This is a genomic window from Streptomyces sp. JN8 (genome assembly GCF_055808075.1).
Map to the genome: position 1 here is coordinate 3238265 of NZ_CM147852.1, position 15398 is coordinate 3253662.

Below are 15398 nucleotides of genomic sequence, written 5' to 3' on the forward strand. Positions count from 1 at the left end.
TTTACTCGTCGTCGCCGGCCAGTCGGACCGTGAAGAGTTCTGCGGCACTGGGAAGTACCGGGTCGTCGGGGTCGATCGTCCAGTCCGTCTCACCGCAGGTGAGCCCGGTGATCGGTTCCGGTTCCGGCTCGGGTTCCGGCTCCGGCTCCTCCCCGGGTTCCGAGGGATCGGGCGCCGGCTCCGTTTCCTCCGGCTCGGGCTTCTCTGCCGTGAAAGAGCATTGCGGCTCGATCAGAGCCGTCGCCGACGCGACGGCGTGCTGCGCCTTGGCCCCCGGGAGACCCACGGTCTCCCGGGACTCCACGGTGGCGCTGAAGCCCTGAGGATCCGACAGAGGGACACAGCCGTCCCCCGACAGCGCCGCGCCGTTCTTGGCCGCGAACGATGCCGCCTGCTGGCACGCGGAGGAGGGGTCGTACGCCTCCCCGCGGACGAAGGCGTCCCACGCCTCAGGGTCGAGGATCACCTCGATCCACCCCCGGCGCAGTTGGTCCCGGGCGTCCTCCGCCGCGGCCAGCGCCGCGGCGTCGGCCGCGGTCTGGGCGCCGTTACGCGTGGCCGCGGCCTGCCCGACCACGAAGTAGACGAACGCGAGGAACAGCAGACCCCCGACGGCGGCGATGTAGACCGGGAACGCCTGCCCCGCGTCACCCCGCCGGCGACACGAGCCCGTCAGCCGCCGGTCAGTTCGCTGATCTTCGTGGCGATGGCGTCCTTGATCGACTGCCCGATGTCCGTGCCGGTGATCGCCACCACGATCGCCACCACCACCACGATGATCCCCAGATACTCGACCGCCGTCTGCCCGCGGTCCCGGTCCCGGTGTTCGGGGTTCGTTCGGGTCGTCAGTTCGAGCATGGCCTTGGTCAGGGCCTTCAGCATCGCGTCGTTCATCGTGGTCCCCTCCGCGTTCAGACGCCTGCGCACCGCCACGGTACGCCGACCCCTCGGTCGGCGCACTGGGCCCGTGGGCCTCTCTGTGGGCCCTGGTCATCGGGTGGGCCTGGAGCCCAGCCATGAGGCTATGGCCTCGGGACGGGTGCGGGTGCGGAGTTCGGCGAAGATTCGGCCGGTGCGGCCGGACGGATCGCCCCCGTCCCTGACCGGCGCCTTCGTGATCGCACAAGTCGCCCCGCTTCCACGGGTCTTCACGGTCGCCATCTCCACCCCCCTCACACTCCGTCCCCACTGTTCCACATTCCGTTGCATCAGCGAAGGGGTTGTCTCACACTGCGGCCGACTTCCCGCCCCGGCCTCACTCCCCCGTCACCGACCCGAAGTCCGTTCCCGTGCCCAGGAAGAGGCCCGCGCCCAGCAGGATCATCGTCGCCGGGACCATCAGCGTCGTGATGACCATCGTCGCCTTCGGGACCGCCTTCGCCGCCTTCCTGCGCGCGTTCTGCGCGTCCGTGCGCCGCATGTCGTTGGCGATCTGTATGAGCGTCTCCACGATCGGCGCGCCCAGCTCCTCGCCCTGCTGCAGCGCGGTCACGAACTGCGCGACCTGCTCGGAGTCGTTCCGGCGGCGCAGTTCGTCGAAGGCCTGCCGGCGGCTGACGCCCATGTCCATCTGCCGGAGCGTGATGCGGAGTTCGTCGGCCCACGGACCCTCGTACTTCTCCGCGACCCGTTCGAGGGCCTGGCGGAAGCCCAGCCCGGCCGAGACCACGACGGCCAGCACGTCCAGGAAGTCGGGCAGGGTGCGTTCGATCTGGTCCTTGCGGATGCGGACCGCCGACCAGATGCCGACCTCCGTCCAGAACGCCCCGAAGGCGAAGAGCAGGACGGCGACCAGGAAGGAGCCCCTGCTGAGCATCAGCAGCCCGCCGAGGCCGCCCAGGAAGCCGTAGACGGCCCGCCGCGCCCCGTACCGGTCGATCGTCAGGCCGCCGGGGTTCCCTGCGAGGTCGATGCGGCGCCGGACGGCGCCGACGCGCTTGGGGCCCATGAGCCGCAGCACCGCCGGCGACCAGCGCATGCCCAGGCGGTCGACGGCCGAGTCGACGGCCCCGGTGCGGGTCGCTCCCACCTCCAGGGCGAGGCGGAGGTCGTCGGGCAGCTTGGCGTCCGCGCGGTAGAGGCGGACGCCGTAGAAGACGCCGGCGACGGCGAGGCCGGCGAGGAGGGCGAGGAGGATTTCCACGGTGGCGGTCCCGTCCCTACACGTCGATCTTCGAGAAGCGGCGGATGGCGATGAAGCCCACGACGTACAGCGCGAACGCGGCGACGACGGCGAACTGGCCGAGCCCCGAGCCGGTCATCCGGTCCAGCGCCCCGGGCTGCATGTTGTCGATGAGCAGGAGCGAACCGACGCCGATGACGGGGACGGAGTACGCGGTCATGCTCACCTGGGAGAGCTGGGTGCGGACCTCGCGCCGGGTCTCCTTGCGCTCCTCCAGGGTCTCGGTGAGGTTCCGCAGGGAGGAGACGACGGTGCCGCCGGCCCGGTTGGCGAGGACGAGGGTGGTGACGAGGACGACGAGTTCCCGGGACGGGAGGCGTTCGGCGAGTTCGCCCAGGGCGTCGTCGAGCGAGCTGCCGACGGCGAGCTGCTGGGCGACCTTCTCCAGTTCGTCCCCGGCCGGCGCCTCCATCTCGTCGGCGGCCAGGCTGAGGGCCATCCGGAGCGCGAGTCCGGCCTGGGTGGCGTTCGCCAGGATGCGGGAGAGCTCCGGCAGCTGGTTGATGAACCGCTCGATGCGCTTCTGCCGCTGCCAGCCGAGGTAGCCCATGGCGACCCAGATGCCCAGGAGTCCGCAGATCGGACCGAAGAACGGCGACAGGGCGGCCTGGCCGACGACCCACAGGACGGCGACGGTGGCGGTGAGCGCCACGGTGAACTCGCCGGGGGTGATGTCGAGGCCGGTGGCCGCGATCCTCAGCTCCAGTCGCCGGCCGAGGGCCGTCCGGCGCACGCGCCGGTCGACGCCCTGGAAGCGGCGCCTGCGGCGGCCGCCGGCCTCGGGTGCGCCGGACTCGTCGAGCCGGGCGACCAGCGCCGCGTGGCGGCAGGCCCCGCTCGCGTAGAGCTGGACGCCGACGATGCCCAGCACGCAGGCGAGCAGGGTCACGCCCGTGGTCAGCCAGAAGGGGTCGGTCATCGTCACTTCGCCTCGCGGGTGGTCAGGTGGGCGTCCGTCACGGCCACGCCGAAGGCCTGCGGGATGGGCTGGCCCGCCAGGTAGAGCCGTTCCGCGACCCGCCTCGGCAGCGGGTGGTACGTGAACTGCCCGTACACCCGGCCGTCGGCCGCCACCGGCTGCGCCTGGAAGCGGCACACCGTGGCGAGCAGGAACCGCTCCCGCCCGTGGGAGGCGAGGACGGATATCTCGGTGATCCTGCGGGTGCCGTCGGGGTGCCGGGTGAGCTGGACGAGGACGTCGACGGCGCTGTTGATCTGGTCGCGCAGGGCCTCGAACGGGACCTTGACCTCCGACATCGACGCGAGGGTCTGGAGCCGCATCAGGGCGTCCTCGGCCGAGTTGGCGTGGACGGTGGCGAGGGAGCCGTCGTGGCCGGTGGACATCGCCTGGAGCATGTCGAGGGTCTCGCCGCCGCGGACCTCTCCGACGATGATCCGGTCGGGTCGCATGCGGAGGGAGTTGCGGACGAGGTCGCGGATGGAGACGGCGCCGCGGCCCTCGATGTTCGGCGGGCGGGCCTCCAGCCGGATCACATGGGACTGCTGGAGCTGGAGTTCGGCCGAGTCCTCGATGGTGATGATGCGCTCGCCGTCGGGCACGAGGCCGGAGAGGGCGTTGAGGAGGGTGGTCTTCCCGGTGCCGGTGGCGCCCGAGACGATCAGGTTGAACTTGGCCTGAACCAGTCCTGACAGCAGGAGCAGCATCTGCTCGTCGAGGGAGCCGAGGCCGATCATCTCGTGGAGCGTGTACGCCCGGGGGAAGCGGCGGATGGTGAGGGTGGCGCCGGTGAGCGAGAGCGGCGGGATGATGACGTTGACGCGCTCGCCGGACGGGAGCCGGGCGTCGACCATCGGGTTCGACTCGTCCACGCGGCGGTTCACGGTCGACACGATCCGCTCGATGGTCTGCATCAGCTGGTCGTGCGAGGCGAAGCGGAGCGGCAGCAGTTCGACGCGGCCGGCCCGCTCGATGAAGATCTGGTCGGGGCCGTTGACCATGATCTCGGTGATCGAGGCGTCTTCGAGGAGCGGTTCGAGCACGCCGAGGCCGAGGGCCTCGTCGACGACGCGGCGGATCAGCTGGGACCGCTCGGCGGTGGAGAGCACGGGGCCCTCGCGGCTGATGATGTGGCCGAGGACGCGTTCGAGGCGGGCGCGGCGCTCGGCCGCCGCGAGCGCGGACATCTCCGTGAGGTCGATCTCCTCCAGGAGCTTGGCGCGGAAGGCGGCGACCAGGTGGCCGTCCTCCCTGGCGGCCGCGCCGCCGCCGTGGTCCTCGGGGGCGTTGATCCGGGCGCGCAGGCTCATGATTCGTCCTCCCTTCTCACTCGTCCTCCTCGTCGGACAGGGGCATGGTGGCGCTCTTCGTCACGTCGCCGAAGTTCTCCACGAAGGGCATGACGGAGGGGATGGTGACGGTGACGGTCACGGTGACCTCGCCGCCCGCACCGCCCACGGAGGCGCGAGGGCGGACCCAACTGCTCGCGGCGGCGTCGGCGGCGGCCTGGGCGTCCGGCCCGTCCTCCGCGTCGCTGCTCACCGCCCGCGCGGCCGCGCGTGCCGCGGTGCCCGCCTGCTGGGCGGCGTACGCGGCGATGCCGAGCTGGAGTCCGGCGAGGCCGACGATCAGCAGGATGGGCAGGAAGCCGAGGTATTCGAGGGCGGCCTGCCCCCGGTCGCGCAGACCCTTACGCCCGGCCGCCGCACCGCACGTGCGCCGAGCCCGCGCACCGCCCTGAGCCCCGCCCGTACGCCGAGCCCGCGCACCGCCCCCAGCCCCACCCGTACGCGGCGCCGCCGCACCGCCCGCACGCCGACCCTTCCGCCCGGCCATCGCCGCTTCGACGCGCCCGCACCCGCCCCCGCTCATCGCCCCAGGTCCTCCTCGTACACGGCCCCCGCCTCGCCCGTCACCGGGAAGAAGCCGCCCAGGCCGGGGACGAGGACGGGGACCTCGACGGAGACCTCGACCCGGACCATGCCGCCGCTCACCCCGCCGCAGCCGCCGCCGTGGACGCTCCACGCGCCGTCGATGTGGCGGCGGGCGGCCGCCTCCCCGTCGTCGCCGACGGCGCACGCGCGGGCCGCCTCGTCGGCCGCGTTCCCCGCGAGGGTGAAGGTGTAGCCGACCAGGACGACCTGCCAGAGCAGGGCGAGGGTGAGCAGGATCAGCGGCACCATGCCGAGGAACTCGACCGCCACCTGCCCCCTGTCGTCCCGGTGGGTGCGCATGGTTCAGCGTCCTCCGGTGCGGCGCCGCAGGCCGAGCGAGCCGCGGTCGCCCGCCCGGGCGAGCTGCTTGCCGGGCTGTCCGGCCCCCGGCGCGGCCGCGGCCGGCGCCTGGACCAGGCCCAGTTCGCCCGCGAGGGTCCACAGCGCCTGCTTGACGGTCGACTTGGCGTCGAGTTCGTGGAGCCGGCCCGCGTCGACGACCGCCTGGAGTTCCTTGAAGTGGGCGGGGACGGCGACGCCGGCGACCCGGGTGCCGGTGATCTTCTGGACGAGGGGCGGCTGGATCTCGGTGGAGCGGTGGTGGCGGTTGACCAGGGTCACGGTCTCCTCGGCCTTGCGGACCTGCAGCCGTTCCCACATGCGGACGGTCCGCTTGGCGGCCCGTACGGCGACGACGTCCGGGGTGGCGACGAGGACGGCGGTGTCGGCCATCTCGATCGCGGCGGCGTTGGCGCTGTCGAGCCGGGAGCCGCAGTCGACGACGACGACCTCGTGGCGGCCGCGGAGGGCGCTGACGATCTGGCGGGCGGCGCGGTCGGTGACCTCTTCTCCGCGCTCGCCCTCGGCGGGGGCGAGGAGCAGGGAGAGGCCGGTCTCGTGGACGAAGACGGCGTCCTGGAGGACCCGGGGGGAGATGTCGTTGATGGCGGCCAGGTCGGCGACGGACCGCCGGAACTGGACGTCGAGGTAGGAGGCGACGTCGCCGCTCTGCAGGTCCATGTCGACGAGTGCGACGGAGCGCCCGGAGGCGCGGGCCGCGAGGGCGAGGTGGACGGCGGTGACGGTGGTGCCGACCCCGCCCTTGGCGCCGCTGACGGTGACGACGGTGCCGCCGGGGCCGGTGATCTGCTCCGCTCCGGCGCCGAGGTGGCGGCGGACGCCGACGGACCACTGGGCGGCGGCCTGGACGCGGCTGGCGAGTTCCTCGTATCCGAGGGGCAGGGTGACCAGGCCCCGCGCGCCGGAGTCCATGGCGGCGGAGAAGAGGACGGGGCTGGCGTCGGCGGTGATGAGGACGACGCCGACCGCGGGGAAGCGGAGGGCGACCTCGCGGACGAGTTCGAGCGCGGGGACGGGTCCGATCCGCTCGTGGACCAGGACGACCTCGGGGAGTTCGTCGAGGGAGGCGGCGGCGAGCCGGGCGAGGGTGTCGACGAGCTGGGTGGAGTCCGTGACGGGGAGGGCGGGTTCGGCGTCGGGGAGCTGGCCGATGAGGGTGGTGACGGACCGGGCCGCGTCGGGGTCGCCTACGGCCGGCAGGATCCTGGTGGTCATACCGGCCTCACTTGTCCTTTTCGAGCGTGTAGGTGCGGTCGCGCTGGTCGGCGGGGGCGCCGCCGGTGGAGGGGGCGACCAGGGCGAGGCGTACGTGCTCGGCGAAGGACTCGGCGTACGCGACGCGCTGGGCGTCGAGGGTGGAGAGGGCGAAGGAGATCGGCACGGCCTCGTTGGCGCGCGCGGAGCCCTGGGACCGGTCCCTGATCGGGGTGAGCTTGCCGACGTCGAGGACGCGGGCGCCGGCGACGATCATCCGGGACTGGGAGGGCTCGCCCTTCTGGTCGCCGGCGAAGGTGGCGTAGATGTTGACGGTGGCGCCCGCGGTGATCTTCCCGGCGACTCCGGTGGCGGCGTCGATCATGATCGCGATCTCTTGCTGGCCCGGCCGGAGTTCGGGCTGTTCGACGATCATGTCGGACTGGAGGAGGGAGCCGGCCTTGAGCTGGGTGACGGCGATCTTGCCCTTGATCGCGCGGAGGTCGGTGACGGCGGTCTCCGAGAGCCAGCGCTCCGGCATGGAGATCTTCTCGAACTGGTCCGCCTTCAGAGGGGCGTACGGGGCCACGTCGTCCTTGATCCGGTACGCGGTGGTCTCCGGGCCGACCTTGGAGTTCACGTCGCTGATGACGGCGAGGACACCGGCGAAGGCGCCGATCGCGCACAGGACGGACAGCAGCAGCAGGATGACGCCGCGGCGCTGGCGGGAGTTCATGGCCGTACTACCTCGATCGGAGACGTGGGTCCGGGGCGGACGGGAGCGGACGGTCGGGGGCGGGCGACGGGGGCGCCGGGCGGCGCGAGGCCCTGCTCACGGCAGGGCACGGTGGGGGTTCACCTGCACGTTCACGGGGGTGAGCTCGGTGTACGCGGTGGGGTGCGGGGCCGGGTCCGGCGCGGGCTGCCGCCCCGGGTGCGGGTCCGGCCGCGCGCCCTGCCGGTCCGGCGGGTTCGCCCCGGCGGCCTCGACGGCGTGGGCGCCGGTCCGCCGGTCCGGGGAGGCGGCCTGTGCGGATCCGGGCCCGAGCGCGCGGGTGCCGCCCTCGTGCCGGTTCCCGTCCGGGGCGTCCAGGGCGCGCCCTCCGGCCTCCGGCGCCGCCGCCGTGTGGAGGGGTGCACCGCAGAAGCCGCAGCGGTCGCCGATGAGCTCCATCGCGCACCAGTGGCAGGTCTCGCGCCGTACGGAGGAGACCAGTTGGTAGAGGACGGACAGGTCGGGCAGGTACGCGGCGAACTCGACCAGCTTGCCCGTGCCCCACCAGCGGGGTGAGGCCTCCGGCAGCGGGGTCTCCTGGACGGCGCCCTGGATCCGCCAGCCGGGCACGAGGGTGGTGGCGGGCCAGTCGGTCTGCAGCTGGCCGCGGGCGAGGAGGAGTTCGGTGCCGAACTCCGGTCCGGGGAGGGCGGTCTCGCCGGCGCCGCCGACGCGGGTGATCCGGGCGGTGGGCCCGGCGAGGACGGCGAAGTGGGCGCCGGGGAGCCAGCCCTTGAGGTGGGAGCCGAGGCTGACGGGGACGCGGTCGAGCCGGGAGACGGAGCCGAGGACGGCGCCGGCGTAGATGTAGTGGGCGAGCAGGCGGGCGGCGGAGGCGAGGACTCCGGGGCTGAACTCGCAGCCGGCCAGCTGGCGCAGCTGGCGGACGAGGACGGCCGCGCCCAGGGGCGGCAGGTCGGTCCTGACCAGGGCGATCCGGTCGCTCTCCAGCAGGGAGCGGACGGCGCGCAGCCGCTGCTCGACGGCGGGTGGGGCCGAGGTGGGGCAGACGACGACCACGTGCCCGTACCGGGCGATCAGCTGCTGCATGTCGGCGATCGAGGCGTCGAGCGACTGGGTGTCGGGGGCCGGCAGGACGGTGGCGTGCGGGGTCCCGGGGTCGGTCGGCGGCAGTGCCAGATCGGCACTGGTGACCGCGATCGCTGTCGGCACGCCGGACCCCCCGTCCCCTCCGGCCTCCGGTGTCCCGGGGGCCGCGGATCACTTACCGCGTTCACGGCGTCACCGCAGGGTGCCGCCGCCTCTGCACCTTATCCGCGCGGCCCGGGGTGGTGAACACACAATCCGCCAAGCCGTCCGGCTTTCTCGGGGGACGCGGGGGCCGGGACCTGCCGTCCCGTGCCGGGCCGTCGCCACCCGCTCCCAACAGGGCTTGCTGCCAGAGGTCTTGACAACGCGATTGGTCTGGACCAACTTGTCCCCACAGCGGTGGCCACCGTCGCACTCCCCGCACTGCCCGTACGTCCGTACTGCTCCGTACCTCCCGTACCCCGCATCACCGCCCGTACCCCCGCACGGCCCGCACCACCCGTACCGGCACGCCCCGGCACGGCCTCGTACCCCCGTACGAGCCCCTCCGTACGACGACGTACGGCACCTCCACCTCCCCCACCTCCCCAACTCCCACCGGAGGATGCACGTGGACCGCACCACCACCCGCCCGCACGGACGCCGCTGGCTCGGCGGAGCGCTCGCGCTCGCCGTCGGCTCCGGGCTCGTCCTCGTCGGCGGAGCCGGCACCGCGCAGGCGGCCGACGTCAACGTCGCCAAGAACGCCGGCTTCGAGAACGGCCTCGCCAACTGGTCCTGTTCCGCCGGGAGCGGCGCAGCCGTCTCCTCCCCGGTCCGCACCGGCGCCGGCGCGCTCCGGGCGACCCCGGCCGGCCTGGACAACGCCAAGTGCGTGCAGACCGTGGCCGTGAAGCCCAACTCGACCTACACGCTGAGCGCCTGGGTCCAGGGCGGCTACGCCTACCTCGGCGCGAGCAACACCGGCACCGGCTCCGGCAGCGTCTCCACCTGGACGCCCGACAGCCCCTCCTGGAAGCAGCTCACCACCACGTTCACCACCGGGGCGAGCACCACCTCGGTCGAGATCTACACCCACGGCTGGTACGGGACCTCCCCGTACTCCGTCGACGACGTCAGCGTCTTCGGTCCCGACGGGGGCGGCGGCCAGGACCCCGACCCGGTGGTCCCGTCCACCCCGGCCGGTCTCGCCGCGGGCTCCGTCACCTCCTCCTCGGTCGACCTGAGCTGGGGCGCGGTCTCCGGTGCCACCGGCTACAAGGTCTACCGGGACGGCGGCAACCCGCAGACGGTGAGCGGCACCTCGGCCACGATCACCGGACTGACGGCCGACACGGCGTACCAGTTCCAGGTCGCCGCGACGAACGCGGCGGGCGAGTCCGCGAAGTCCGGCGCCGTCTCGGCCAGGACCGCGAAGGTCACCGACCCGGGCCCCGGCCCGGCGGTGCCCAAGCACGCGCTGACCGGCTACTGGCAGAACTTCAACAACGGCGCGACGGTCCAGAAGCTGCGGGACGTGCAGTCGCAGTACGACATCATCGCCGTGTCGTTCGCCGACTCGACGGCCACGCCGGGCCAGATCGTCTTCAACCTCGACCCGGCCGTCGGCTACGCCTCGGTCGCCGACTTCAAGGCGGACGTCGCCGCGAAGAAGGCCGCCGGCAAGTCCGTCGTCATCTCGGTCGGCGGCGAGAAGGGGAACGTCACGATCAACAGTGACGCCTCCGCGACCGCCTTCGCGAACAGCGCGTACGCCCTCATGCAGGAGTACGGCTTCAACGGCGTCGACATCGACCTCGAGCACGGCATCAACTCGACCTACCTGACCAAGGCGCTGCGCCAGCTGTCCGCCAAGGCCGGTTCGTCGATGGTCCTGACGATGGCCCCGCAGACGATCGACATGCAGAACACGGGCACGGAGTACTTCAAGACCGCGCTCGCGGTGAAGGACATCCTCACCGTCGTCAACATGCAGTACTACAACAGCGGTTCGATGCTCGGCTGCGACGGCAGGGTCTACAGCCAGGGCTCGGTGGACTTCCTCACCGCGCTCGCCTGCATCCAGATCCAGGGCGGCCTGGCCCCGTCGCAGGTCGGCCTGGGCGTCCCCGCCTCCACCCGGGGCGCGGGCAGCGGCTACGTCGACCCGCAGATCGTGAAGAACGCGCTCGACTGCCTGACGAAGCTCACCGGCTGCGGCACCTTCAAGCCGGCCCAGGCCTGGCCGACGCTCCGCGGCGCCATGACCTGGTCGACCAACTGGGACGCGACGGCCGGCAACGCCTGGTCGAACGCGGTGGGCCCGCACGTCCACAACCTGCCGTAACGCACGACTCCCCGCACCACCCGCGGCGCCGCCGGTCCTCCGGCGGCGCCGCGCTCGTCGCCGGGCGACCCGCGCGGGCGGCGGGCGGCGCGGGACTCAGCCGGGCAGGTACCGCGCGAGCGCCCGGTCGAGTGCGGTGGCCCACTCCTCGACCCGGGCCGCCCGGCGCCCGTCGATCTCGCACGGGTAGCCGGTGCCGTCGTAGAGGTCGACGGTGACCCGCAGGCCGCGGCCGCGCCGGGTCCGCTCGTACCGTACGGCTCCGATCTCGGACCAGGTGAACTCGGCCTCGTCGTCGAGGAGCTGGAGGCAGACCCCCGATCCGTCCACGACGATCCCGGAGACCCGGTCGGCGGCGACGAAGTCCGGCGCGGGCCGCGGCGGCGCGGCGGGCGGCGGCGGGAAGCCCGGGCCGGGGGCCGGCGGCCCGAACCCCGGCGGGGCCGCGTCGAGCCGGGTCGGGGCGTACGGCGACGGCGCCGCGGTCGGCGCGGGAACGGGTGCGGAGGACGGCGGGATCGCGTCCCGCGGCGGCGGATACGGCGAGGGGATCGCGTCCTGCGGGGCTCCGTATCCGGGCGGGATCGAGTCCTGCGGCGGCCCGAAGCCCGGCGGGACCGGGCGGGGCGGTGTGGCGGGCGCGTCGAGGACCGTCGGCGGCGGCGCCCCGGGCCCCGGGGCCCCCTCCCCCAGCGCGTCCAGGATCTCCTCGGGCGTCGGCCGTCCGGCCGGGTCCTTCGCGAGGCAGCGGCCCACCAGGTCCCGCAGCGGCCCCGGTACGGCGGCGAGGTCGGCCTCCTCGTGGACCGCGCGGTACATCAGGCCCATCGGGGTGCCCTCCCCGAAGGGGCGGCCGCCCGCCGCGGCGACCAGCACCGCGCCCAGCGCGAAGACGTCCGCCGCGCCGGTGACCGCCTCGCCGAGGGCCTGTTCGGGGGCGAGGTAGCCGGGGGTGCCGAAGGCGGAGCCGGTGGCGGTGAGCCGGGTCGACTCCAGCGCGCGGGCGATGCCGAAGTCGAGGACACGGGGCCCGTCGGGGGCCATGACGATGTTGCCGGGCTTCAGGTCGCGGTGGACGAGACCGCAGGCGTGGATGGCCTCCAGGGCCTCGGCGAGGGCGGCGCCGAGCGAGCGCAGCCGCGGCTCGTCCATCGGGCCGTCCGCGGTGACGAGCGCGGCGAGGGTGGGTCCGGGGATGTAGGCGGTGGCGAGCCAGGGCGCCTCGGCGTCGGGGTCGGCGTCGACGACCTGGGCGGTGTGGAATCCGCCGACCCGGCGGGCGGCGGCGACCTCGGCGCGGAACCGGGCGCGGAAGGAGGGATCGGCGGCGAGTTCCGGCCGGGCCACCTTGACGGCCACGGCGCGCCCGCCGCGCGATCGGGCCAGATAGACGGTGCCCATGCCGCCTTCGCCTAGCTTGTGCTCGATGACGTATCTACCGATGAGGGTCCCCACGCGGGACAGTATGGCCGAACTCCCCATCTTGACCGGTCCATGACACAGGCTCACCATGTGGCCCAACACCGCACCACCGCACGTGCTGGTCGCACCCCCCACCCTCCCCACCCAGGAGACAGCATGCGACGTCCCCTCCGCGGCAGAAGGTCCGCCACCCTCGCGGCCCTCGTGGCGCTCGCCCTCGCGGCGCCCTTCTCCGCCCTCACGACACCCGCCGGGGCCGACCCCTCGTCGGCCGCCGCCCGGCTCGCCGTCGGCGCCGACGAGGTGATCCGGCAGTACGAGGTCGCCGGCCCCTCCACCCCCGCCGCCCGCAGCGCGCTCACCGCCACCGGCGTCTCGATCGACGAGGTCGACGCCCGGTCGGTCGTGGTCAGTGCCAACACCGAGCAGCTCGCGCGCCTCAAGGCGCTCGGCTACCGGCCGATCGCGCTCCCCGGCCCGCCGGACCGGTCCGCCGAGGGCGGCAAGGCGGCCGCCCCGATGGACTTCCCGTCCGCCGACGCGAGGTACCACAACTTCGCCGAGATGAACGCGGAGATCGACCAGCGGATCGCCGCGTACCCCTCGATCATGCGCAAGCAGGTGATCGGGAAGTCGTACCAGGGCCGGGACATCGTCGCCATCAAGATCAGCGACAACGTCGGCACCGACGAGGCCGAGCCCGAGGTCCTCTTCACCCACCACCAGCACGCCCGCGAGCACCTCACCGTCGAGATGGCGCTCTACCTCCTCCGCGAGTTCGGCGCCGGGTACGGCAGCGACTCCCGCATCACCAACGCCGTGAACGGCCGCGAGATCTGGATCGTCCCGGACCTCAACCCGGACGGCGGCGAGTACGACATCGCGAGCGGCTCCTACCGCAGCTGGCGCAAGAACCGCCAGCCCAACTCCGGTTCCTCGTACATCGGCACCGACATGAACCGGAACTGGAACTACAAGTGGGGCTGCTGCGGCGGCTCCTCCGGCTCCAAGAGCTCCGAGACGTACCGCGGCGCCGCCCCCGAGTCCGCCCCCGAGGTCAAGGTCGTCGCCGACTTCGTCCGCTCCCGGGTGGTCGGCGGGAAGCAGCAGATCACCGCGGCCATCGACTTCCACACGTACAGCGAGCTGGTCCTCTGGCCCTTCGGCTGGACCACGGCCAACACCGCCCCGGGCATGACCCTCGACGACCGGAACGCCTTCGCGGCGGTCGGCGGCAAGATGGCGGCCAGCAACGGCTACACGGCCGAGCAGTCCAGCGACCTGTACATCACGGACGGCTCGATCGACGACTACCTGTGGGGCGCGCAGCGGATCTTCGCGTACACCTTCGAGATGTACCCGTCCTCCTCCGGCGGCGGCGGCTTCTACCCGCCCGACGAGGTCATCGAGCGCGAGACGAGCCGCAACCGCGACGCCGTCCTCCAGCTCCTGGAGAACGCGGACTGCATGTACCGGTCGATCGGCAAGCAGGCCCAGTACTGCGCGGCCTGACGGCCCCGCGGTCCCGCGCCCGAAGGGAGCCCCGGCGGATCACCGCCGGGGCTCCCCCGCGTCCCGGCCCGCCGCGCGGGCGGAGGCTCAGACGAACAGGCTCAGCACCGCGGCCGCCGCGAAGCCGGCCAGGGAGAGCACCGACTCCAGCACCGTCCAGGACTTGAGGGTGTCCCGCTCGGAGATGCCGAAGTACTTGGAGACGATCCAGAAGCCCCCGTCGTTGACGTGCGAGGCGAAGATCGAGCCGGCCGAGATCGCCATGATGACGAGGGCCAGGAAGGCCTGCGAGTGGTCGCCGCCTTCCACCAGGGGCAGCACGATGCCGGCCGTGGTGACGATGGCGACCGTCGCCGAGCCCTGGGCGACGCGCAGCACCAGGGAGATGAGATAGGCGAGCACGAGGACGGGCAGACCGACGTCGTGGAAGGTGTCGGAGAGGGCCTGGGCGACGCCGCTCACCTTGAGGACCGCGCCGAAGACCCCGCCCGCGCCGACCACGAGCAGGATGTTGCCGACCGGCTTGAGGGAGGAGGTGGACACCTGCTCCAGGGAGGTGCGGGACCAGCCGCGCCGGATGCCGAGCAGCCAGTAGGCGAGGAGGAGCGCGATCGTCAGCGCGACGAAGGGGCTGCCGAAGAACTCGATGACGGAGCGGAGGGTGGACTCGTCCAGGACGATCGAGGAGAAGGTCGCGGCGAGGATGAGGGCCAGCGGCGTGCCGATGATGAGGAGCACGGTGGAGAGCGCCACCGGCGCCTCGCTGTGGCCGGACCGCTCGGCGGCGACCTTGGCCCGGGCCTCGTCGGCCGCCTCAACCATGTCCTGCGGGACCGGGACGAAGAGCCGGCGGCCGATCCAGCCGGCGTACGCCCAGGCGGCGAGCACGGCGGGGACGCCGACCAGGAGGCCCATCAGGAGGACCCAGCCGAGCGAGACGTGCAGCAGGCCGGCCGCGGCCACCGGGCCGGGGTGCGGCGGCAGGAAGGCGTGGGTCATGGAGAGGCCGGCGAGCAGCGGCATGGCGTACAGCAGGATCGACTTGCCGGAGCGCTTGGCGGCGGCGTAGACGATCGGCGCGAGGACGAAGATGCCGACGTCGAAGAAGACCGGGATGCCGAAGATGAGGCCGGTGAGGCCCATCGCGAGGGGGGCGCGCCGCTCTCCGAAGAGGCCGAGGAGGCGGCTGCTCAGCACCTCGGCGCCGCCCGAGACCTCCAGGATCGCGCCGAGCATGGTGCCGAGGCCGATGATGATGGCGACGTGGCCGAGGATGCCGCCCATGCCGCTCTCGATGACGGAGGTGGCGGCGGACTTCTGGACGGTGCCGAAGAGTTCGGTGACGGAGAGGCCGGCGGCGAGGCCGACGCCGAGGGAGACGGCGAGCAGCGCGACGAAGGGCTGGAGCCGGACCTTGATGATCAGCAGGAGCAGGACGGCGATGCCGAGGGCGGCGACGGTCAGCAGCCCGGCGGTGCCGGGTATGAGGAGGAGCAGTCCACCGGTGTGCGGGGGCGTGGCGGGGTTCATGACGGGGGGAGGCCTCGCTTTCGGGCAGGGGGGAGCGCGGCACGGCGTTCCGGGGGCGAACGCCGTTCCGTGGAGCGGCTGGTGCGGGTGAATCGGTTCAGGTCCGTTCGGGCGGATGGGCGGGGGGTGCCGTCCGGCCGGGCGTCGTGCGCCCG

13 protein-coding genes and 1 pseudogene are annotated in these 15398 nt (G+C 73.1%); 2 read left to right on the forward strand and 12 right to left on the reverse strand.

Features of this window, described 5'->3' with window-relative positions; translation table 11 throughout:
- Position 1 precedes the first annotated feature (1 nt).
- The 10 genes and pseudogenes from ACY0MR_RS13860 to ACY0MR_RS13905 form a co-directional block, all read right to left on the reverse strand.
- Positions 2-676: a pilus assembly protein TadG-related protein gene (locus ACY0MR_RS13860; protein ID WP_473561787.1), complete on the reverse strand. Its 675-nt coding sequence runs from the start codon at positions 674-676 to the stop codon at positions 2-4.
- Positions 673-858, reverse strand: a complete 186-nt coding sequence (locus tag ACY0MR_RS13865; RefSeq protein ID WP_392041874.1) for a hypothetical protein — start codon at positions 856-858, stop codon at positions 673-675. The genes ACY0MR_RS13860 and ACY0MR_RS13865 overlap by 4 nt, the downstream gene beginning before the upstream one ends.
- Before the next feature lie 397 nt (positions 859-1255).
- Positions 1256-2143 (reverse strand): DUF5936 domain-containing protein, encoded by an 888-nt coding sequence (locus ACY0MR_RS13870; RefSeq protein WP_473560939.1) that lies wholly within the window; start codon positions 2141-2143, stop codon positions 1256-1258.
- Positions 2144-2159: 16 nt separating this feature from the next.
- Positions 2160-3101 (reverse strand): type II secretion system F family protein, encoded by a 942-nt coding sequence (locus tag ACY0MR_RS13875; RefSeq protein ID WP_473560941.1) that lies wholly within the window; start codon positions 3099-3101, stop codon positions 2160-2162.
- A gap of 2 nt (positions 3102-3103) precedes the next feature.
- Complete coding sequence (locus ACY0MR_RS13880; RefSeq protein WP_361859589.1) at positions 3104-4450, reverse strand: CpaF family protein; 1347 nt, start codon at positions 4448-4450, stop codon at positions 3104-3106.
- Positions 4451-4466: 16 nt separating this feature from the next.
- The gene (locus ACY0MR_RS13885) at positions 4467-5012 is read right to left on the reverse strand and encodes a TadE/TadG family type IV pilus assembly protein (protein ID WP_473560943.1); all 546 of its coding nucleotides are present in this window, start codon (positions 5010-5012) and stop codon (positions 4467-4469) included.
- A complete protein-coding gene (locus ACY0MR_RS13890) occupies positions 5009-5374 on the reverse strand; it encodes a TadE/TadG family type IV pilus assembly protein (protein WP_361861366.1) in 366 nt (121 codons plus the stop codon). The genes ACY0MR_RS13885 and ACY0MR_RS13890 overlap by 4 nt, the downstream gene beginning before the upstream one ends.
- 3 nt (positions 5375-5377) lie before the next feature.
- Positions 5378-6649: a CpaE/TadZ family protein gene (locus tag ACY0MR_RS13895; protein ID WP_361861363.1), complete on the reverse strand. Its 1272-nt coding sequence runs from the start codon at positions 6647-6649 to the stop codon at positions 5378-5380.
- 7 nt (positions 6650-6656) lie between these two features.
- A complete protein-coding gene (gene cpaB / locus ACY0MR_RS13900) occupies positions 6657-7364 on the reverse strand; it encodes a Flp pilus assembly protein CpaB (protein WP_388793080.1) in 708 nt (235 codons plus the stop codon).
- Between the two features lie 303 nt (positions 7365-7667).
- A pseudogene (locus ACY0MR_RS13905) lies at positions 7668-8576 on the reverse strand (hypothetical protein); the annotation flags it as partial.
- Positions 8577-9057: 481 nt separating this feature from the next.
- Here ACY0MR_RS13905 and ACY0MR_RS13910 point away from each other — a divergent pair.
- Positions 9058-10779 (forward strand): chitinase, encoded by a 1722-nt coding sequence (locus tag ACY0MR_RS13910; protein WP_473560946.1) that lies wholly within the window; start codon positions 9058-9060, stop codon positions 10777-10779.
- Between the two features lie 96 nt (positions 10780-10875).
- Here ACY0MR_RS13910 and ACY0MR_RS13915 read toward each other — a convergent pair whose 3' ends face one another.
- Positions 10876-12261: a serine/threonine-protein kinase gene (locus ACY0MR_RS13915; protein WP_473560948.1), complete on the reverse strand. Its 1386-nt coding sequence runs from the start codon at positions 12259-12261 to the stop codon at positions 10876-10878.
- Between the two features lie 96 nt (positions 12262-12357).
- On the opposite strand from ACY0MR_RS13915, the gene ACY0MR_RS13920 reads away from it, so the two are divergent.
- A complete protein-coding gene (locus ACY0MR_RS13920; RefSeq protein WP_404079219.1) occupies positions 12358-13713 on the forward strand; it encodes a M14 family metallopeptidase in 1356 nt (451 codons plus the stop codon).
- A gap of 87 nt (positions 13714-13800) precedes the next feature.
- Here ACY0MR_RS13920 and ACY0MR_RS13925 read toward each other — a convergent pair whose 3' ends face one another.
- Positions 13801-15243, reverse strand: a complete 1443-nt coding sequence (locus ACY0MR_RS13925) for a GntP family permease (RefSeq protein WP_388793072.1) — start codon at positions 15241-15243, stop codon at positions 13801-13803.
- Positions 15244-15398: the final 155 nt, after the last annotated feature.